The sequence below is a fragment of the Cytobacillus solani genome (genome assembly GCF_001420595.1).
GTDB lineage: Bacteria > Bacillota > Bacilli > Bacillales > Cytobacillaceae > Cytobacillus > Cytobacillus solani.
Window position 1 is genome coordinate 2,257,417 of record NZ_LJIX01000006.1, and the last position, 20,787, is coordinate 2,278,203.

The 20,787-nt window shown below is 40.2% G+C and carries 20 protein-coding genes; 19 read left to right on the top strand and 1 reads right to left on the bottom strand.

Features of this window, described 5'->3' with window-relative positions:
- Positions 1–168 precede the first annotated feature (168 nt).
- The 19 genes from AN957_RS13150 (at position 169) to parC (ending at position 20,408) form a co-directional block, all read left to right on the top strand.
- Positions 169–1,503, top strand: a complete 1,335-nt coding sequence (locus AN957_RS13150; RefSeq protein WP_053475949.1) for a nucleobase:cation symporter-2 family protein — start codon at positions 169–171, stop codon at positions 1,501–1,503.
- A gap of 124 nt (positions 1,504–1,627) precedes the next feature.
- Positions 1,628–3,088: a dihydroorotase gene (locus AN957_RS13155; protein ID WP_056684528.1), complete on the top strand. Its 1,461-nt coding sequence runs from the start codon at positions 1,628–1,630 to the stop codon at positions 3,086–3,088.
- Between the two features lie 140 nt (positions 3,089–3,228).
- Positions 3,229–3,819 (top strand): cysteine hydrolase family protein, encoded by a 591-nt coding sequence (locus AN957_RS13160; protein ID WP_082446572.1) that lies wholly within the window; start codon positions 3,229–3,231, stop codon positions 3,817–3,819.
- Entirely contained in the window at positions 3,812–4,402 is a 591-nt protein-coding gene (locus AN957_RS13165) for a UbiX family flavin prenyltransferase (protein ID WP_231690065.1), read from the top strand. Before AN957_RS13160 ends, AN957_RS13165 begins: the two co-directional genes overlap by 8 nt.
- A complete protein-coding gene (locus tag AN957_RS13170) occupies positions 4,399–5,736 on the top strand; it encodes a UbiD family decarboxylase (protein WP_056684531.1) in 1,338 nt (445 codons plus the stop codon). The genes AN957_RS13165 and AN957_RS13170 overlap by 4 nt, the downstream gene beginning before the upstream one ends.
- 296 nt (positions 5,737–6,032) lie before the next feature.
- The gene (locus AN957_RS13175) at positions 6,033–6,296 is read left to right on the top strand and encodes a BMC domain-containing protein (RefSeq protein WP_053475952.1); all 264 of its coding nucleotides are present in this window, start codon (positions 6,033–6,035) and stop codon (positions 6,294–6,296) included.
- Between the two features lie 16 nt (positions 6,297–6,312).
- Complete coding sequence (locus AN957_RS13180) at positions 6,313–7,290, top strand: hypothetical protein (RefSeq protein ID WP_056684535.1); 978 nt, start codon at positions 6,313–6,315, stop codon at positions 7,288–7,290.
- Between the two features lie 27 nt (positions 7,291–7,317).
- The gene (locus tag AN957_RS13185; RefSeq protein ID WP_053475954.1) at positions 7,318–7,647 is read left to right on the top strand and encodes a BMC domain-containing protein; all 330 of its coding nucleotides are present in this window, start codon (positions 7,318–7,320) and stop codon (positions 7,645–7,647) included.
- A 21-nt stretch (positions 7,648–7,668) separates the two neighbouring features.
- Complete coding sequence (locus AN957_RS13190) at positions 7,669–7,950, top strand: BMC domain-containing protein (protein ID WP_053475955.1); 282 nt, start codon at positions 7,669–7,671, stop codon at positions 7,948–7,950.
- Positions 7,951–7,952: 2 nt separating this feature from the next.
- A complete protein-coding gene (locus AN957_RS13195; RefSeq protein ID WP_056684538.1) occupies positions 7,953–8,678 on the top strand; it encodes a hypothetical protein in 726 nt (241 codons plus the stop codon).
- Between the two features lie 13 nt (positions 8,679–8,691).
- On the top strand, positions 8,692–8,970 hold the full coding sequence (locus AN957_RS13200) for a EutN/CcmL family microcompartment protein (RefSeq protein WP_053475957.1): 279 nt from the start codon (positions 8,692–8,694) through the stop codon (positions 8,968–8,970).
- A gap of 5 nt (positions 8,971–8,975) precedes the next feature.
- Positions 8,976–10,784 carry an adenine deaminase gene (ade, locus tag AN957_RS13205; protein ID WP_056684540.1) on the top strand — a complete coding sequence of 603 codons (1,809 nt, stop codon included), beginning with the start codon at positions 8,976–8,978 and terminating at the stop codon, positions 10,782–10,784.
- A gap of 170 nt (positions 10,785–10,954) precedes the next feature.
- Complete coding sequence (locus AN957_RS13210; protein WP_053475959.1) at positions 10,955–11,638, top strand: cyclase family protein; 684 nt, start codon at positions 10,955–10,957, stop codon at positions 11,636–11,638.
- A 137-nt stretch (positions 11,639–11,775) separates the two neighbouring features.
- Positions 11,776–12,390: a DUF1989 domain-containing protein gene (locus AN957_RS13215; protein ID WP_075209305.1), complete on the top strand. Its 615-nt coding sequence runs from the start codon at positions 11,776–11,778 to the stop codon at positions 12,388–12,390.
- Complete coding sequence (locus tag AN957_RS13220; protein WP_056684546.1) at positions 12,390–13,559, top strand: M20 family metallopeptidase; 1,170 nt, start codon at positions 12,390–12,392, stop codon at positions 13,557–13,559. The genes AN957_RS13215 and AN957_RS13220 overlap by 1 nt, the downstream gene beginning before the upstream one ends.
- Positions 13,556–14,893, top strand: coding sequence for a 5'-deoxyadenosine deaminase (locus AN957_RS13225; RefSeq protein ID WP_056684549.1), 1,338 nt, complete (start codon positions 13,556–13,558; stop codon positions 14,891–14,893). Before AN957_RS13220 ends, AN957_RS13225 begins: the two co-directional genes overlap by 4 nt.
- 216 nt (positions 14,894–15,109) lie before the next feature.
- Positions 15,110–15,523 carry a CoA-binding protein gene (locus AN957_RS13230; protein WP_056684552.1) on the top strand — a complete coding sequence of 138 codons (414 nt, stop codon included), beginning with the start codon at positions 15,110–15,112 and terminating at the stop codon, positions 15,521–15,523.
- A 461-nt stretch (positions 15,524–15,984) separates the two neighbouring features.
- Positions 15,985–17,961 carry a DNA topoisomerase IV subunit B gene (gene parE, locus AN957_RS13235; RefSeq protein WP_056684555.1) on the top strand — a complete coding sequence of 659 codons (1,977 nt, stop codon included), beginning with the start codon at positions 15,985–15,987 and terminating at the stop codon, positions 17,959–17,961.
- Positions 17,961–20,408, top strand: coding sequence for a DNA topoisomerase IV subunit A (gene parC, locus AN957_RS13240; protein WP_056684559.1), 2,448 nt, complete (start codon positions 17,961–17,963; stop codon positions 20,406–20,408). Before parE ends, parC begins: the two co-directional genes overlap by 1 nt.
- Before the next feature lie 109 nt (positions 20,409–20,517).
- Here parC and AN957_RS13245 read toward each other — a convergent pair.
- A partial coding sequence (locus tag AN957_RS13245; protein WP_218970982.1) for a transposase occupies positions 20,518–20,787 on the bottom strand: 270 nt, incomplete at its 5' end.

The window sequence follows — 20,787 nt, forward strand, 5'->3', positions numbered from 1 at the left end:
TGTTGATCGAAAGTTAATTGAAACCGCAGCAATAGACCATTCTACTTCAAGGATGTGCTCTATTGCTGCGGTTTTTTATATAAACTTTTATTCCATATTAGGGAGGTGAAAGTTGATACGTGTATATGGTCTTCATGGAAAAGCTTAACAAAGAAAAAACCAGGGGGGATGTCTTTGGAAAAGCTAAATTCTTGGAAAGTGGGTACATTAGGATTCCAGCATGTACTTGCAATGTATGCAGGTGCTGTAATCGTACCGCTAATTGTTGGACCTGCGATCGGATTAAATGCCGAACAGCTAGCTTATTTAATCTCCATTGATTTATTTACTTGTGGGATTGCCACCTTACTGCAAGTTATTGGCGGGAAGCATTTTGGGATTAGGCTGCCGGTCATACTAGGGTGCACGTTTACCGCAGTTGGCCCAATGATTGCAATCGGGAACATGCAAGGGATCACAGCTATTTATGGAGCCATCATTGCCTCAGGAATTATCGTTATGATTTTATCGCAGTTTATGAGTAAAATTATGCGATTTTTCCCGCCAATTGTTACTGGCTCTGTTGTAGCGATTATTGGGGTGTCTTTAATTCCTGTTGCAATGAATAATGCAGCAGGAGGCCAGGGAGCTCCTAGCTTTGGAAGCTTAGAAAATTTATTTTTAGCAACATTGACTCTTGTCTTGATTATTGTGATGAATCGATTTTTTAAGGGGTATATGCGGGCAATCTCGGTTCTGCTTTCATTAATTGCAGGAACAATTGTTGCCTATTTTATGGGGATCGTCAGTTTTGCTGAAGTGTCCAACGCTTCCTGGTTTCATATAGTTCAGCCTTTTTACTTTGGCTTCCCGACCTTTAATGTATCAGCCATTCTTACGATGACCCTTGTGGCCATTGTGAGCATGATTGAATCAACCGGAGTGTTTCTAGCATTAGGGGATGTCTGTGAAAGAAAGCTAGATTCAAAGGATATTAAAAAAGGGCTGCGGGCAGAAGGTCTTGCGGTTGTAATTGGAGGAATATTTAATTCTTTTCCATATACATCATTCTCACAAAATGTTGGTCTTGTTGCGCTCACAAAGGTAAAAACAAGAAATGTTGTCATTGCTGCTGGTGTTATTCTCATGATTCTTGGACTATTGCCAAAAGTGGCTGCCTTAACAACGATTATTCCGATGGCTGTATTGGGAGGAGCGATGATACCGATGTTTGGAATGGTCATTTCTTCGGGGATTCGCATGCTTTCCAGTGTCGATTTCAGTAAGAATGAAAATCTGCTTATTGTGGCATGCTCGATTGGAATCGGTCTTGGTTCAGCCGTTGTACCAGCTATTTTTGGAAATCTTCCAGAAAGCGTCCGTTTACTAGTTGAAAATGGGATTGTTGTCGGAAGTTTAACAGCAATTTTATTAAATCTGGTATTTAATTATAAAGAAATTAATAGTAGTAAGAATGAGCAGTTTGAACAATTGAAAAATGATCATTCAATTGATGTCATTTGACAATTTGAGTTTGGATCTGCAAGCTTCTTTTTTAATAGATTAGAGGCTGAGAAACAAGTTCAATCCAATTGCCGATTCTTCGATCCAAAGAAGCAATCATATTTTAATAAGTGGAGGTCTTTATATGGAATTAATTTTGAAAAATGCAAATATCCCACAGGGGGATCGTCAAGTATTAACAAATATTCTTATCAATGATGGTAAGATTGTAGGTTTTTCAAATGATATTAGCTTTCTAAATGCAGAGAAAGTGATAGATATCGGCGGTAAGCTCGTTGTTCCTGGCTGTATTGATCCACATACACATTTCATGGATCCTGGTTTTACTCATCGGGAAACGTTTGCGACTGGAAGCCGCTCGGCTGTTGCTGGCGGATTGACTACGATTATTGATATGCCTTGCTGCAGCAAGCCATCTGTCCGGGACGGGGAAAGCTTCCAAAAGAAAATTGGGCCAATCCGTGATCAAGCGTATGTAGATTATTGCTTTTGGGGCGGGATGACAGGCGAGGATGCTCGTGAAGGCTGGCTTGATAACGTTTACCCGCAAATAGATGAAGGTGTTGTTGCATTCAAGGTATATATGACACCATCCGTCCCAACCTTCCCTCGTGTTTCAGATGCAGAAATGCTGGAGATTTTTAAGGCTGTCTCTAAAACTGGATTGCCGATTGGAGTACACGCTGAGAACTATGATATTTGCACGTTTAATTCTAAGAAATTAGAAAAAGAAGGTCGTTTTGATGGACCTGCATGGGCAGAAGCGCGCTCTACTCTTGCTGAAAAGGTGGCCATTGAATTAATCATTAGCTTTGCCGAAGCAACAGATGCCCGTGTTCATGTAGTGCATATGACTACTAAGGAAGGCGCCGAGCTCGTTAAAGCAGCGAAAAAACGAGGAGTAAAAGTAACGGCTGAAACTTGCCCGCACTATTTAGTGTTAAATGCAAAGGATTCAATGTCTGAAAGAGGTTCTTTTGCTAAAATTGCTCCGCCTTTACGCGGAAAAGAAGACAATGAAGCACACTGGCAAGCATTAGCAGATGGGACGATCGACTTTGTTGGAACAGACCATGCCCCATACGAAATTGCTACAGAAAAGGATTTTCCAGGTGCAACGATTTGGAATACATTCCCAGGTATTCCTGGGGTTGAAACGATGGTTCCGATTCTCGTAAGTGAAGGATTAAATAAAGGACGCCTATCTCTATCTCGCTTTGTTGAGGTGACAAGCCGAAATGCGGCTATTCACTATGGCATTTATCCGAAGAAAGGCTCCATGGAAATTGGCAGTGATGCAGATTTTACGGTAATTGACCTTGAAAAAGAATATGTGATCGATGAACAAAAAACAGAATCAATGGCAAAATATAATCCGCTGCATGGAATGAAATTAAAAGGAAAGCCAGTTCAAACGATAATCCGCGGCAATGTTGTATATGAAGATGGAAAAGGTGTCCTAGGGCAAGCGGGATATGGTCAATATGTACCTCGCCAAAGTATTCAGCGTCTTGAAAGAACATTTAAGTATGAGAAATTTGAAGCAGTGAAGGTGGAAGCAAAGGAAACGGTTAAGCAAAATTAATCAGAAACTCATTGAGTTTTGTCGATTAATCGATATATCTGAAATTTCGTAGATATATTAGCCGATTCCGTAGATATTTTATAAATTTCGTAGATAAACAGGTGCATTTCGTAGATAAAACTAGAAAGGATGATTCTTTAGTGGAATTGAGAGGAAATAAGCATTGCATCGTCGTTATTGATATGTTGAACGATTTTATTGATGAAAAGGGCGCGCTTTGCTGTAAAAATGGCGTAAAAATTGTCCCGAAAATTAGAGAACTCGTTGATTTTGCACATGACAATAATATTCAAGTTGTTCATGTGCAAGAAGCACATCGAAAAAATGACCGCGATTTCCGGGTGAGACCGGTGCATGCGGTAAAAGGCACGTGGGGTTCTGATTTCATCCCAGAGCTGAAGCCGGAAGAAGAGAAGGGCGATTATATCGTTCAGAAAAGAAGACATAGTGCCTTCAGCTTTACAGATTTTGACTTATTTCTAAGAGAAGAAGAGATTGATACTGTTGTATTAACAGGGGTTTGGACAAATGTTTGTGTACGAAGCACGGCATCAGATGCTCTTTACCATGGCTATAATGTCATCTGTATTTCTGATGGAACAACTTCTCAGGATGAAGATATGCATGTATCAGGTTTAAGAGATATCGATATTTTTGGTGATATTTTCTCAACAGAGGAGTATAAAGAGGCAGTTAAAAGTAAATTCTCCCAAGATGAACAGGTTGTCTAATTTCAAGCAAACAAGTGAAAGAAAAATACGGATTTTAGTGGGAATTACTGGAGCGAGCGGATCAATCTATGGATATACATTGGTCCGCGCCCTTCATCAATTAGGTGTTGAGACGCATGTCATTGCGACGGAAATGGGAGAAAAAGTCATGCAATTTGAGTGCGGAATCGGGATGAAGGAGCTTAAGGAATATGCCACGATTCATAGCAACCAGAACTTGTTTGCATCCATAGCGAGCGGCTCTTATCTTACAGATGGAATGGTCATCGTCCCTTGTTCAATGAATACGCTTGGATCAATTGCAAATGGGGTTGGGGACACTCTTTTAAGCAGATCGGCTAGTGTTATTTTAAAGGAAAAGAGAAATTTCATCATCGTTCCGCGTGAAGCTCCTTTTAATCTTATTCATTTGCGTAATATGACCAGGTTAGCTGAATCGGGCGCCTGCATCATGCCGGCTTCACCGGGATTTTATCATAAACCAACGGAAATTTGGGAGCTTGCGAATTTCATGGTGGCTCGCATTCTCGATATGTTAGGGATCGATCATCGTTTGCTTGAAAGATGGGGTGAGAAGGCATGAATCCTGTAACGATGAGGGCTTTATTAGATGATTGGGAAAATAGAGGGCTATTGTACAGAATTAAGAAAGAAGTGGACCCCCTTTATGAACTAGGAGCGATAATTAATACGAAAAATGGGAAACAGCCATTCCTCTTTGAAAAAGTAAAAGGGTATCAATCACAAATGGCAGCGGGGCTTGGAGGAGACAGAGAACTGCTAGCGGATAGCATAGGTATTCCTTCTTCAGAATTAATTCCAAAAATTATTGATTCAATCGTGAACCCGATTCCAACAACCTTAAAAGAGTCAGGTCCTGTCCAAGAAAATTTAGTAACCGGAGATTTTGATCTAGCAGATCTATTTCCGATTCCTACTTACCATGTAGAGGATTCGGGAGCCTATTATGTTTCAGGTATTTTAATTGTTAAAGATATTACTGGACAAAAAAGGTATACATCAATTAGAAGAATGCAGTATTTGGGAGGCAATCGGACAAATATCTTAATTACTTCTCCAGAATTAATGGAGCAATATAGTTATTTTGAGAGATTAGGGCAGCCGATGGAAATAGCTGTTATGTTTGGCGTTGTTCCGGCTGTCGTATTAAGCTCCCAAATAAGCACACATCTCTATCATACAGATAAGCTCAATGTTGCAGGTGCTTTGCTTGGACAATCCTTAGATGTGGTCCGGTGCAAAACCGTTGATTTGGATGTTCTTGCCGAGGCTGAAATTGTCTTCGAAGGACATATGCTTCCACATGAAAGAGAAATGGAAGGTCCATTTGGAGAGCTGGCTGGATATTATGGCACACAATCTCCACAGCCTGTAGTTGAGATATCAGCGGTTACCTATCGAAATCAGGCCATAAATCAAACGATTTTCCCATCCAGTTATGAAGAAAGACTGCCGATGGCACTTGTTCGGGAAGCAACTCTGCTTAGTACTGTTCGGCAGGTCGTTCCGAATATTACGGGTGTACATATTCCAATGGGAGGTGTAGCCCGCTACCATGCAGTCATCCAGATTAAAAAGAAATCAGAGGGTGATGGAAAGCAAGCAGCCCTTGCAGCATTTGCCAGTGATAAAGATTTAAAACATGTAGTTGTTGTAAATGATGACGTAAATATCTTTGATTCTGATGATGTGGAATGGGCGGTTGCTACAAGAGTACAGGCATCTGAAGATATTTTCATTGTTCCTGGTGCAAAGGGTTCGCCACTTGAATCTTCCCACAATTTAAGAGGGGTTACTGACAAAATGGGGGTTGATGCAACCTATCCGCTTGGCAAAGAGGAACTTTTCCGAAGAACTTCCATTCCAATAGATATCAATCTAGCAGACTATCTATAACTAACATTCACCGGTGCCTGGCACCGTTCGTGGACATTTTAGGGTGTTTGTACGTGAAGGATGGACATATTAGAGGATTTGCGTTTTTTACAGATTAAGTAAGTATAACATTTTTCAAATTTGAGAACTGTCTAGCACCAACGCCTAGCGCCTATTGGACTTCCCTTCCCCTCCTACGATAAGTCAACATCGAATCGCTATCGCTCTTCGTGTTTCCTTTATCTCGTCGGGGGCGCTCCAGTCCATACGGCGCTGAGCAAGGCGCTTGAGCTTTTCTTGGTAGGGAGTGAGAACGTATGAAGGCAATCGGCATGATTGAAACCCGGGGATTAATTGCTGCCATTGAAGCGCTTGATTCTATGGCGAAGGCAGCGAATGTCAGTTTAGTAGATTTAAAAAGAGTAGGCTCTGGTCTTGTGACCGTTATCGTGGAAGGTGATGTAGCAGCCGTTTCAGCTGCCGTTGAAATTGGCAAAACAGCCCACAGCAGAACAGGCGGGGAGCTTGTATCATTCAATGTGATTCCTCGCCCGCATTCTGAGCTTAGCAAGATCCTTTAATGGAGGTGAATAAACATTGTCTGATTTTATGAAAAGCATTGTCCAGGAAGTAATGAAACCGAATCAGAAACCGAAAGAGAATCCTCTTTTCGGCAGTGAGACTCGTTTTCTCTATTCGAAATCAACGGTTGAAAATAAATCTCCACAGACGATTCCAAAAATTAACCGGCCTAACTATCAACAAAAAAACAGGCAGAAGAATTTATCTTTTATAAAAGAAGAGCTGGCTGATCATCGTGCAGAGAGTAGATCTAATAATGAATCAGTTGTTAAAAAAGAGTCCCTTCCTCCAGTAAATGGGTATGACAAGGATCCGCTTACCAGGCTTCAAACGTTGTCACTCGTTCAAGGAAATCAGCCGATTCATCAACAATGGCACCACTCACCTATGAGAAAAAACAATGTCGAGGAAGAAAGTCAATTGATTGGACAGACAAGGGACGGCATGAAAGCTTGGATATATTCAAGTCCCCATCCAAAATTGCTGCAAAATTTTCAGCGTTCCATTAAATCAAATGCAATAGGGGTTATTACCTCTCAAAAATGTCAGCCGGCTCAGCTTTTTATATTAAATGAACTATTAAGAGAATATCCTTCAATGAAGTATTTTTTATTATGGGATAAAGAAAGTACGCAAAGCTTCGTTCTTGAATTGTATGAAGACAATGCAGAGCTGCTAAAGCAGGGATTAAAGGTTATGTTCCAGCGCCTTTCACAGTCTTCATATAAGCAAATCCAAGTGTATCAGGCTCATTCGCCAAGTCCTTGGCTAACAAAGCAATTAGATTTAAAAACACAAGTGGAAGGCGTAGCTGTGCTCGAAGGGATTGAGTATTATACAGCTGTATTTCTGTTAGATCGTTTATTGAAAAGATCAGCGGATAAAAACATCCATTACCAAATTGAAACAAATTATCTATTAATGTACGGAAACTATGAAACTGTTAAAGAAGTCTCAGGAGAATTGCTAAAGCAAGCAGAGCGTTTAAGCTAATTTTCAACTTGAAAGGCGGGAAAAAGATTGCAAGCACTTGGTTTGATTGAAACGGTTGGCTATTTAACAGCTGTTTCGGCTGCAGATGCCGCAGTAAAAGCAGCAGATGTAGAAATTGTCGGAATTGAAAAAGTTATTGGAGTGAGCGGCTATCTTGGAGTGACCGTTCATTTTAGTGGAGATGTTGCCGCTGTAAAATCAGCAGTTGAGTCTGGAAAAGATGCAGCTGAACGAGTAGGGAAAGTAATTTCCTCACATGTGATTCCTAGGGCACATCAGGAAGTAGCAGGAAAACTGCTGCCACACTTTAAATTAAAAGAGAAGGCAGTAAATATACCGGATAACACTGAACAATAATCAATTTTAGGAGGGAACGAAATGGGTGAAGCATTAGGCTTGGTTGAAACGAAAGGGTTAGTTGGTGCTGTTGAAGCGGCAGACGCGATGGTAAAGGCAGCAAATGTAGAAATTTGCGGCTACGAAAAGGTTGGTTTCGGACTTGTCACTGTCATGGTTAGAGGGGATGTGGGTGCAGTGAAGGCGGCAACTGATGCTGGTGCGGAAGCAGCAAGCCGTGTAGGTGAACTTGTATCTGTTCATGTTATTCCAAGACCGCATAGTGAAGTAGAAAGAGCATTATTATCCAAAAAAGGTGAATAACGATGGCATCTGAAAAGCAGAGTGTCTTAATGGAGCATACTCTGCAAGAACTTATTTACCGTAATTCTGGAATCAAAAGGCGGAAGCTAACTGTTCTGGCTCTAATTACCACTCATCTGATTGGAATGGATTCAGGACTTTCTTTTTTAAGAAGGATAAGCGGTGAGGAAGCGATCATTCGTTTCTCTATTGAAGAAGATGTATTAACGTATATTTCTATTGAAGAATTAGTAAGGGTCTCTCAATCGGACAACTGGATTCCTCAACATTCGCTGACAGAGAAGACTCTCTCACATGCAGATATTGTTCTAATTCCCATTCTTTCTTTTTCAATTGTGTCAGATATCCTTTCTTTTAATGAACAACGGCCATTTGTACGCCTCGTTTTAACTGCCTTGTTAACAGGAAAAACAGTAATTGCCTTGAAAACTGGAACAGATCCATATCATCCGCTTTGGCGTCTGAAAGGCATAGATAAAGGATCAAATGGGTTAAAAAGAAATCTATATAACCAAATGATCCAGTTGAAGAATATGGGGATTAATTTAATAGGTGAGAATGAAAAATTACCTAATCTTTCAGAAAAAAAAACAGTCATAAACAAGGAAGCTATTCGATATTTTCATCAGCAAAATATTCATAGTTTTGTCGTGTCAGAAGAAATGATTATTACACCACTTGCTAAAGATACAGCGAAGGAACTAAATATAACGCTTAAGTTTGAATAAGGGGACGGTAAAAATGCAAATGGGCGTAGTAGTCGGTCGGGTAACAGCAACAAAAAAGGATGAAAATTTAGTAGGAACAAAGCTGCTGATTACTCAGCCGATTGGAATAGATGGCAATGTGTTATCGAACCCCATTATTACAGTAGATACAGTAGGTGCTGGAATAGGTGAGCGAGTGATATTTGTATCAGGCAGTATGGCGGGAAGAGCCATCAAAAATAAAGAAGCACCAATTGATGCAGCAATCATTGGCATTATTGATAGTTTAGAAGGAACAACGTTGGGGGGTTAAAGCTTGTGGAAGCACTACAAATAAAGAAGGCATTGGAGTATCGCAAATTAATCGATGTTTTACTTGACTCGAACCTCTTCGCAGACATCGTACTTCAGGGCGGTTATTTTATCAATGTCATTACGCGAGAAATTTATGAAGCAGATGTAGCAATCAAGGGTGAGCATGTATTAATGGTCGGCGATGTGAAGGATTTAATTGGTCCGAAAACAAGGATTGAAGAAATCAGGGGGAAATTCGTCAGTCCGGGATTTATCGATTCGCATATGCATTTCGAAAGTGCAATGCTTACGTGTACAGAGTTTTCGAAGCTCTCGATTCCTACTGGAACAACGACTTTAATCGGTGATCCGCATGAAATCGGCAATGTGCTTGGTGTTGCAGGAATGAAGGAAATGATTGAAGAAGCGAAGACACTGCCGAACCGAATCCTTTTTACTGTTCCATGTGCAGTTCCAGATGCACCGGGACTTGAAACTTCAGGATTTGATGTAACAGCAAAGGATATGAAGAATTTACTGACAGACCCATATGTCCAGGGAATCGGAGAGATACAAAGCTTCAGTAATATTAAACCTGTATATGAGCATGCGCCAGAGTTAATTGATGATCTGGTAGCTGCTGTTTCGTATGCAAATGCCATCGGAAAAACAGTGGAAGGAAACGCACCAGGGCTGTTTGGACGGGAACTTGCTGCGCATATTATTAGCGGCGGTACACATGTATCCTGCCATGAAACAACGACTAAAGAAGAAACTGTAGAGAAGCTTAGGTATGGTGTGAGTGTTTTCATGCGTGAAGGTTCCTCACAGCGCAATATGGCTGAGTGTATCCGTGCGATTACAGAGGAGGGGCTTGATTCCAGACGCGCAATTGTCGTTTCTGATGATATGGTGCCAGCCGATCTTTTAAAATACGGCCATATGAATGACATTATTCGCCGTACGATTGCGGAGGGCATTGATCCTGTTGAAGCAATACAAATGGCAACGATTAATCCTGCTACACATTTTGGCTTTAAGGATGTCGGCGTGATTGCACCCGGTAAACGTGCAGACATAGCAGTCATTAGCGATTTAATGAATATGACGATTGACCAAGTGTATTTAGCAGGAAAAAAAGTCGCGGAAAAAGGAGAATTAACGATTGAGATCCCTTCCTATATCTATCCTGAAAGTGTAAAGAAATCTGTGAAGCGTAAGCCTGTTAAAAAAGATGAACTTACAGTAAAAGCAAGTGGAAGCCGGGCAAAGGTGCGTGCGATTGAAGCGATTCCTTTTCAGAACTTAACCGGTGGAAGTAAGTTCACCCTCAATGTAAAGGATGGCATTGTCCAGCCTTGTTTGAAGCAGGATGTGCTGCCTTTACTCGTTATCGAGCGCCACGGACGCACTGGAAAAATCGGCAAAACCTTTTTACAGGGCTTCGATTTGAAAAGCGGTGCTATTGCTGAAAGTGTTGCCCATGATACACATAATATTATTGTGACTGGAACGAATTATGAGGATATGGTGACAGCTGTTAACCGAGTAATTGCGATGGACGGCGGAATTGCGATGATTAAGGATGGCAAGGTCGTAGGAGACTTGCCGCTCCGTATTGGCGGGCTAATGACCGATGAATTAACAGGAAAAGAAATGAGCGAGAAGGTTGATGAATTGTCAAGACTTGCAAAAGAAGTGCTTGGCTGTGGAATGGAAGTGCCATTTATGCATTTATCCTTCTGGTCATTAGTTACAAGTCCTAAATGGAAAATTACTGATAAAGGTTTGATTGATGTGGATAAATTTGAGGTTATTCCAACGATTTTATGATGAAAATAGAAAATATCTATTTGGGGAATCCAATTTATCTAGTAATTTAGGAATGTTATCAAGCATTTATCGCAAATTATCTAGCAAACTTCGCAATTTATTGAGCACTTTTCAATTTTTATCGAGCATTTCGTAGCTTACTAGTAAAAAACACTTGAAAGGAGATTATCATGGGCGTCAAATTAGTTGATCTGACACAAGAAATCTATCATGGCATGCCTGTTTTCCCCCTTCATCCTACCACCATGATTTTTTCAAATATTACACATGAGGAAACGATAGAAAAGATTGGTTTCCCTTTTGCCACTAACAATCTAATCATCAATGAACACGGTCCTACCCACAGTGATGCTACATATGAATTTGACCCAAATGGAAAGTACATTGATGAAATGCCGCTTGAATATTTTTATGGACCTGCTGTATGTTTGGATCTTTCTCATATTCCTGCTGATCGCTCCATTACAAACCGTGATCTTGAAGCTGCCTTAGCACAATCAGGCCAATTTATCGAAAAAGGAGATATTGTTCTCCTCTACACAGGACACTACAATCGCTCTTATGGAACAGATGAGTGGCTGACAACATATACAGGACTTGATTATCAAGCGGCCAAGTGGATTGCTGATAAAGGTGCAGTCAATATTGGCATTGATGCGCCTGCAATTGATCATCCAGATGATCCTAGCTATTCAGGGCATCTTGTATGCAGGGAATATGGAATAACGAATACAGAGAATTTATGTAATCTTGATCAAATTGCAGGGATGCGTTTCCTTTATTTTGGCTTGCCGCTTCGGATCAGAAAAGGAACTGGTTCTCCGATCAGAGCTGTAGCAGTCTTTATCGAATAAGTATTTGCAAAATTATTATGTTAGATTGCAAATAAAACTATGTATTTTGCAAATAAAACTATGTATTTTGCAAATATAATGAATTCCTTCCCAAATAAGGCGTTCCCGCAAAATAAAATAGCATGGCAGGTGATGAAATGTATAATCAAGAACGAATACGTGAGGAAATTATCATTCCTCCATATGAAGGTAGAAGTGCATTTTTACGAAAAGGGGAAGAGCTCATTATTATCGATATGGATGGAAAGCAAGTGGGGGATTTTGTCTGCTTTAATCACTCCGATCCGAGCGAATATGTTTCTCCTGTTCATATGAGGGCATCCTTAAGCAGCATTCGGCTGAAAATTGGTGATTATCTTTACAGCAACAGACGGCGCCCGCTTATGCAGCTTGTTGAAGATACGGTAGGTAAGCATGACTTCTTCTTCCCAGCATGTGATTATTACCGCTATAAGATGGATTTTAACCAAAAGGATCATCCGAACTGTCATGATAATCTGCAAATGGCTTTGAAAAAATACAATATTCATCCTCCAGTCATCCCGGATCCAATTAATCTATTTATGAATAATGTTGTAGATGATTTAGGAGATTATTTTATTGCTGAACCGCTTTCGAAACCAGGTGATTATGTGCGGCTGAAAGCGTTGGATGATACTGTCATTGCATGCACTACATGTTCCCAAGACCTTGCTCCTGTCAATGGATGGAAGGTTACTTCGTTAAAAATGCAAATTGTGGAGGCGAGATAATGGATGATGTTCACTTTCTCCAAAGCTTGCTCCGAATTAATAGTTCTAATCCCCCAGGAAATGAGCATGAAGTAACAAAGGCCTTTATCGAAAGATGTAAGATGAATGAGCTTCCTTTTAAAGTAACGAATCTTGGAAATAACCGCAGTAATTTTGAGCTAACACTGAAAGGCACTGGAGACAAACATTTATTCTTTTGCGGTCATATGGATACGGTATCCCCTGGGGAAACGGAATGGACGTATCCTCCTTTTTCTGGTGAGATTATTGATAACAAGATTTATGGCAGAGGCGCTTCCGATATGAAGAGCGGATTAGCAGCGATGTTTTTAGCTATTGAATCTATATATTTAGAAAAAATCACTCCTATACCAACTATTACGTTCCTTGCTACAACTGGTGAAGAGGTAGACAGCTGTGGAGCTAGAGCATTCCTAGAAGAAACCGAGAATCGTACGATTGATGCACTCGTAATCGGTGAACCGACGAATGAGAAGGTTGTCGTTGGTCATAAAGGTGCGCTTTGGCTAGAAATTACAACCTTTGGGAAAACAGCTCATGGTTCAATGCCAGATCAAGGAATTAATGCAGTCGATCATATGGTACATGTGATCAATGAACTAACATCATTGAAATTAACCTGGACAATAGCAAAAGAGCCACTCGGCAGCAGCAGTTTGGCTGTGACGATGATTGAGGGCGGTATTCAGACTAATGTTATTCCTGATCGTTGTATCATCCGGGTGGATATTCGCACGGTGCCTCCGCAAGCTCATGAAAAGCTAATCGAAGAACTAAGGGGAAAATTAGATAAGCTTATCGAGAAACAGAAGCTTTATGAATATAAATTAACAAAAGTATTAGACCGGCCATCCATCATTACGTCATCATCCGCAGACCTTATTCAATGTGCCTTAGCCATTAAGGGTGAAACAGATGCTCAATGCTTCGGCGTATCTTATTATACTGACGGTGCAGTACTTAATCCGAGAAGTGAAATCCCTACTTTAATTTATGGGCCGGGCGATGAAAAACTAGCCCATCAGCCAAATGAATCAGTGGCAATTGATGCATTCAAACGTTCAATCGAATTTTATAAGAATCTTGCACTCTCTTTTGACACCACAATGAATGGGCATAAGAGCCTAGCGCAAGGAGGAACAGAATGAGCAGCATCATGATTAAAAATGCTGAAATCATCACGATGAATGCGAACGAAGAAATTATCACCGGTGATATTTATATTGTAGATGACAGGATTGTGGAAATTGGACATTCTCTCTCTCATTCGGCAAATAAAATAATCGATGCTGCCGGCCGAACAGTTATACCAGGCTTTGTTCAAACACATATTCACCTTTGTCAAACATTATTTCGAGGGCAAGCTGATGATCTTGAACTGATGGATTGGCTAAAACAACGAATTTGGCCGCTTGAAGCATCACATGATGAAGAATCTATTTATTATTCGGCCATGCTAGGCATTGGTGAACTTTTGCAGAGTGGAACGACAACGGTCGTTGATATGGAAACTGTCCACCATACTGAATATGCATTCCAGGCTCTGGCAGAGAGCGGCATTCGTGCCTTAGCAGGTAAGGTCATGATGGATAAGGGAAATGAGGTTCCTATCCGCTTACGAGAAAATACAAAATCCTCCCTTCAAGAAAGTGTTGATTTGCTTGAAAAATGGCATGGGTATGAGAGCGGACGTATTCAATATGCTTTTTGCCCTAGATTTGTTGTCTCATGTACAGAGGAATTATTAACAAATGTAAGGGACCTTTCCGCAAAATACAATGTAAGAGTCCATACACATGCTTCAGAGAATGCGAATGAAATCTTACTCGTTGAAAAAGAACATGGAATGCGCAATGTCGTCTATTTAGACCATCTCGGCCTAGCGAATGAACGTTTGATTCTAGCTCATTGCGTATGGCTGGACGAGGAAGAGAAAAAAATTATTAAAGAGCGTGGCGTAAAGGTGAGTCATTGTCCAGGCTCCAATCTAAAGCTTGCTTCAGGGGTAGCTGATTTGCCTGGCCTACTTGATCAGCATGCACATGTGAGTTTAGGTGCTGATGGTGCCCCATGCAATAATAATTTAGATATGTTTAATGAGATGAGGTTAGCTGCCATTATTCAGAAGCCGATTCATGGACCAACAGCGATGAATGCAAGAACAGTTTTCAGGATGGCGACAATTGGGGGAGCTAAAGCTGTAGGAATGGAGAAAGAGATTGGCAGCATTGAGCCGGGGAAAAAAGCTGATTTAGCGATCTTAAACTTAAACGATTTTCATGTGTATCCTTCGTATGATATTGATCCAATTTCACGTATTGTCTATTCAGCGACTCGTGCTGATGTAGAATCGACAATTGTAAATGGGAAAGTGTTAATGGAAAATCGGCAGTTGAAAACAATCGATAAAAAAATTATTTTACAAGAATCTAACCGGGCGATTAAACGGCTGCTGAGTAAGCTTGAAAATGTGGCAAATTAGCACATTCAAAAATATTTAATGTCAATGATTAGAAAATGGACCATCTTTTCGGTAAAATAGAGATAGATTAAAAATATCTAGCTTCAGCGCCTAGCCCCTCGAGGTCATAAGCCAAGCCTCCCAAAAAGGTAAAGAACACCTTTCTGAAAGGCTTGTCTTATGCTTGTCGGGGCTGAGCAAGGCGCTTACACTTTTAAACAAGGGAGGTTCATAAAATTGACGATTGAAATTCCTAGCCGGGATGAACTCGGTGTCATTTTAAAAAAAGCAAAGCGTATTGCTGTCGTAGGTCTTAGCGGCAATCCTGAAAGAACTTCTTATATGGTTTCAAAGGCTATGCAGGATGCTGGCTATGAAATTATTCCCGTTAATCCGACGGTGGATGAAGTACTAGGAGTGAAAGCTGTTAAATCATTAAAGGAAATTGAAGGCCATATTGATATCGTCAACGTTTTTCGCCGTTCAGAGCACCTGCTTCAGGTTGCTAAGGAATTTGCGGACATTGATGCAGAAGTCTTTTGGGCACAGTTAGGATGTATCGATGAGGAAGCCTATCATTTTCTAAAGGAAAAGGGTTATACAGTAGTGATGGATCGCTGTATTAAAGTTGAGCATGCCTTAACAAAATAAGCAAATTTGCATGAGATCGATTCAGGTCTCATGTTTTTTAATTATTCTTCAAAAACGTTGAAACAAAGGGCTTTATACGCGATAAAAGCGTAGATGATACAAAGAATTAACAGATACGTCATTTGCCAAAACTGAATAAATAGATACAATAAACAATAGGCAACAATAAAAATTATGGTAAAATAAAGTAATGGAACATTCGTTCTCGATGCTGATTTTTCCATATAAATAAAGGATATTTTTTATTTTAAACGAATACATAAACGAGTGTTTAACTGTATACATAGAATAAAATTTTGTTTAGCTAATCAGAATTAGATCCATAAATTCTGAACGCATAAGAAAAACTAAGGCATTCGCCGAAAGGCTTGGTGAATGCCAAGTTTTTCTAATCGCAAAAGGTTTTCTATATACAAGCAAGTTGTTAACCTGCGTTCTTGGTAAATGAAAGGGGTATGTTTGTGGCAAGGAATCAAGAAATTTTTGATTATAATGATGATGCCATACAAGTACTCGAAGGGCTTGAAGCTGTAAGAAAACGCCCTGGGATGTACATTGGAAGCACAGATGCAAGAGGTCTTCATCATCTTGTTTATGAAATTGTCGACAATGCGGTGGATGAAGCGTTGGCAGGATTTGGCGACCATATTATTGTCAAAATACATAAAGATAACTCTATAAGTGTAGTTGATAAAGGCCGAGGAATGCCGACTGGAATGCACCGCATGGGAAAACCAACTCCAGAAGTAATTTTAACCGTCCTTCATGCCGGCGGTAAATTTGGACAGGGCGGCTATAAAACGAGCGGAGGCTTACATGGTGTAGGAGCTTCGGTTGTGAACGCACTATCAGAATGGCTTGTTGTTAAGATTAAGCGTGATGGAATTGTGTATGAACAGCGGTTTGAAGATGGTGGAAAACCGGTTACTACCCTCGAAAAGGTAGGAAAGACAAACCAATCAGGAACAACCATTCATTTTAAACCAGATCCATCCATTTTTTCGACAACTACTTATAATTATGAAACCCTTTGTGAGCGCTTGCGGGAATCGGCATTTCTATTAAAAGGGATGAAAATTGAAATCATTGATGATCGAAATAGTGTGCAGGAAATCTTCCATTATGAAAATGGGATAGAAGCATTTGTGGAATATTTAAATGAGGAAAAAGACGTCCTTCATCCAGTTATAAGCTTTGAAGGGCAGCATAACGAAATTGAAGTGGAGTTTGCCTTTCAATTTAATGATGGTTATTCAGAAAATGTTCTTTCGTTTGTTAATAATGTCCGGACGAAAGATGGCGGTACACACGAAGCGGGATCAAAAACAGCCATGACTCGAATTTTTAATGAGTATGCGAGAAAAGTGAATCTCTTAAAAGAAAAAGACAAAAATCTTGACGGTTCAGATATTCGCGAAGGGTTCACTTCGATCATATCTGTGCGCGTACCTGAGGACCAGCTTCAATTTGAAGGGCAAACAAAAGGGAAGCTAGGGACGAGTGAAGCTAGGTCAGCAGTTGATTCTGTTGTATCTGAACATCTTTCCTATTTCCTTGAAGAGAATCCGAACATTAGTTCGTTGTTGATAAAAAAGGCAATTAAAGCGTATCAAGCGAGAGAAGCTGCTCGAAAAGCACGAGAGGATGCAAGAAGCGGAAAGAAAAGGAAACGATCAGAGGCTGTCCTTTCAGGTAAATTAACGCCTGCACAATCACGTAATCCTGAAAAGAATGAATTATATTTAGTTGAGGGTGATTCAGCGGGAGGTTCCGCTAAGCAAGGTAGAGATCGACGCTTTCAGGCTGTACTGCCACTGAGAGGTAAAGTAATTAATACGGAGAAGGCCAAGCTTGCCGATATTTTCAAAAACGAAGAGATTAACACAATTATTCATGCTGTCGGCGGCGGAGTAGGAGCGGATTTCAACGTTCAAGATATCAATTATGATAAAGTTATTATCATGACAGATGCAGATACGGATGGAGCCCATATACAAGTGCTTCTTCTAACCTTCTTTTATCGTTATATGAGACCTTTAATTGACGCAGGAAAAATTTTCATCGCCTTACCTCCTTTATACAAAGTAAGCAAAGGCACAGGGAAAAAGGAAATCATTGAATATGCATGGAGTGATGATGACCTGCAGGATACGATTAAAAAAGTTGGCAAAGGATATATTCTGCAGCGGTACAAAGGGCTAGGAGAAATGAATGCGGACCAGCTTTGGGAAACGACAATGGATCCAGAAACAAGAACTTTGATTCGAGTGAGAATTGATGATGCTGCAAGAGCAGAGCGACGTGTGACAACCCTTATGGGAGACAAGGTTGAGCCGCGGCGTAAATGGATAGAATCAAATGTGGCATTTGGCCTTGAAGAAGATGCTAGTATTCTTGAAAATGAGAATATTTCTGTATTAGAGGAGGAAAATGAATAATGAGTGCATCAGAAAAATTTCGTGACCTCCCTCTTGAAGACGTACTTGGTGATCGTTTTGGCAGATATAGTAAATATATTATTCAAGAACGTGCATTACCGGATGCACGTGACGGGCTAAAGCCTGTTCAGCGCAGAATCCTATATGCTATGCATGTGGAAGGAAATACGCATGAAAAAGGATTTAGAAAATCGGCGAAAACGGTTGGTAACGTTATCGGTAATTATCACCCGCATGGCGACTCTTCTGTGTATGAAGCAATGGTTCGAATGAGCCAGGATTGGAAGGTTCGTAATGTACTCGTTCAAATGCATGGGAATAACGGCAGCATTGACGGGGACCCACCTGCGGCGATGCGTTATACAGAAGCAAGATTGTCAGCAATTTCGGCAGAATTACTGAAGGATATTGAAAAAAGAACAGTCGATTTTATCCCAAACTTCGATGATACATCGGAGGAACCAACAGTACTTCCAGCCATGTATCCGAATCTTCTCGTCAACGGTTCAACAGGGATTTCAGCAGGTTATGCCACAGAGATTCCCCCACATCACCTGAATGAAGTGATTGATGGAGTGATTCACCGAATGGACCATCCAAATTGTACAGTTGATGAACTTATGGAGCATGTAAAAGGCCCAGATTTTCCTACAGGCGGAATAATCCAAGGAATTGAAGGGATTAAGAAGGCATATGAAACAGGAAAAGGAAAAATCATTGTTCGCGGAAAAGCTGAGTTTGAAGATATTCGCGGCGGTAAAAAACAGATTGTTATTACGGAAATTCCTTATGAGGTGAATAAAGCAAACCTCGTTAAGAAAATTGACGAGTTTCGCTTAGATCGCAAAGTTGAGGGAATAGCAGAGGTCCGTGATGAAACGGATCGAACAGGTTTGCGTATTGTTATAGAGTTAAAGAAAGATGCAGATCCGGAAGGTGTCCTTCATTATCTTTATAAAAATAGTGATCTGCAAATAACTTATAATTTTAATATGGTTGCTATTCATAACCGTCATCCAAAGCTGATGGGCCTCAGAGAATTATTAGATGCCTATATTGGTCATCGAAAAGAAGTGATCACAAGAAGGTCTGAGTTTGAATTAGAAAAGGCACAGGCACGTCAGCATATTGTTGAGGGTTTAATGAAAGCCCTCTCTATCTTGGATGAAGTAATTGCAGCAATTCGTGCATCGAAGGATAAGCGAGATGCGAAAGATAACTTGATTGCCAAATTTTCGTTCACAGAACCACAAGCTGAAGCAATCGTTTCATTACAGCTTTATCGACTTACGAATACTGATATTACAGCTTTGCGTGCAGAGGCAGAGGAGCTAGCAAAGAAAATTGCTGAGCTGACGTCTATTTTACAAAGTGAAAAGAAGCTTTATGCTGTTATTCAAAAAGAGTTAAAAGATGTGAAAAAGCGTTTTGCAGATGAACGTCGAACAAAGATTGAAGCGGAAATTGAAGAGATAAAAATTAATCTTGAAGTCCTCGTTGCAAGCGAGGACGTAATCGTAACTGTTACGAAGGAAGGATATGTGAAGCGGACGAGCCAGCGTTCATTTGCGGCCTCAAATGGGCAGGATTTTGGAATGAAGGATTCGGATCGTTTGCTTGCACAGCTTGAGATGAATACAACAGATGTCCTGCTTGTATTCACTAATAAGGGAAATTATTTATATTGCCCTGTTCATACACTCCCAGATATTCGCTGGAAGGATCTTGGTCAGCATATCGCCAACATTATTCCGATCGACAGTGATGAAACAATTATAAAGGCACTGCCTATAAAGGACTTTGACACTTCTTCATTTTTACTTTTTGTAACAAAAAATGGGATGGCGAAGAAAACGGAATTGAAGGATTATAAGGCTCAGCGCTATTCAAAACCGTTAGTTGCGATCAATGTTAAAGGTGATGACGAGGTCATTGATGTATATGAAACAGACGGGACGAAGGAACTCTTTCTATCAACATATAATGGCTACGGCCTCTGGTTCCATGAAGAAGAGGTGAACATCGTTGGTACAAGAGCTGCTGGAGTCAAAGGGATAAATTTAAAAGACGGTGACTTTGTTACTGGTGGTCAATTAATTGATCCATCAAAAAATCAAGCCGTTGTCATCGTTACCCAACGAGGTTCCATCAAAAAAATGAAATTAACTGAATTTGAACGAACTTCCAGAGCGAAGCGCGGTGTTGTCATGCTGAGAGAATTGAAATCAAATCCTCATCGTGTAATTGGATCTGTTATTGTATCGGGTAAGGATGATGTCTTTATTGAAACGGACAAAGGCCATATCGAATCAACGAAAGCTGTTAACATTAGATTTAATGACCGGTATTCAAATGGTTCATTTATGATTGACGAATCAGAATTCGGTCAAGTGACAGATGTTTGGAAAGTAACTGTATTGGAAGAAGAAAATACATCTAGTGAATAAATGAAATCCCCTGCCTAAGGGGGCTGTTGACAAAATGGGAAAAGAGCTTTGCTCCTTTCCCATTCTCTTTTTAAGAGTATATTTATTAGTTTTCTTTATAATTTTTGTCTTAATTCATTACCTTTATAATTCTTTTTAAATTTAATGCCAACGCTGAAAAAAGGCATTGTTCAGAAATTTTTTCAATGCCCCTCTTATATGTTTTATACAGGTTATGCTTAGATTTCAATGTTCCGAAGGAACCTTCACACCAAACTCTTCGGAGCTTTTGGAATGCTTTATATTCACTAGTTTTTGCCCTCTGAGTATTTGCTTCCAACAATTCATGTGCAATTGGTCGAGAAATCGTTCTTTTACTTGCTGTTTCCCCAAAACAACA

Bases quoted from the DNA above. Each gene is read 5' to 3' on its own strand.
- AN957_RS13215 (WP_075209305.1), top strand. From the start codon at position 11,776: ATGTATAATCAAGAACGAATACGTGAGGAAATTATCATTCCTCCATAT.
- AN957_RS13210 (WP_053475959.1), top strand. From the start codon at position 10,955: ATGGGCGTCAAATTAGTTGATCTGACACAAGAAATCTATCATGGCATG.
- AN957_RS13155 (WP_056684528.1), top strand. From the start codon at position 1,628: ATGGAATTAATTTTGAAAAATGCAAATATCCCACAGGGGGATCGTCAA.
- AN957_RS13200 (WP_053475957.1), top strand. From the start codon at position 8,692: ATGCAAATGGGCGTAGTAGTCGGTCGGGTAACAGCAACAAAAAAGGAT.
- AN957_RS13225 (WP_056684549.1), top strand. From the start codon at position 13,556: ATGAGCAGCATCATGATTAAAAATGCTGAAATCATCACGATGAATGCG.
- AN957_RS13220 (WP_056684546.1), top strand. From the start codon at position 12,390: ATGGATGATGTTCACTTTCTCCAAAGCTTGCTCCGAATTAATAGTTCT.
- AN957_RS13170 (WP_056684531.1), top strand. From the start codon at position 4,399: ATGAATCCTGTAACGATGAGGGCTTTATTAGATGATTGGGAAAATAGA.
- parC (WP_056684559.1), top strand. From the start codon at position 17,961: ATGAGTGCATCAGAAAAATTTCGTGACCTCCCTCTTGAAGACGTACTT.
- AN957_RS13190 (WP_053475955.1), top strand. From the start codon at position 7,669: ATGGGTGAAGCATTAGGCTTGGTTGAAACGAAAGGGTTAGTTGGTGCT.
- AN957_RS13150 (WP_053475949.1), top strand. From the start codon at position 169: ATGTCTTTGGAAAAGCTAAATTCTTGGAAAGTGGGTACATTAGGATTC.
- AN957_RS13175 (WP_053475952.1), top strand. From the start codon at position 6,033: ATGAAGGCAATCGGCATGATTGAAACCCGGGGATTAATTGCTGCCATT.
- AN957_RS13195 (WP_056684538.1), top strand. From the start codon at position 7,953: ATGGCATCTGAAAAGCAGAGTGTCTTAATGGAGCATACTCTGCAAGAA.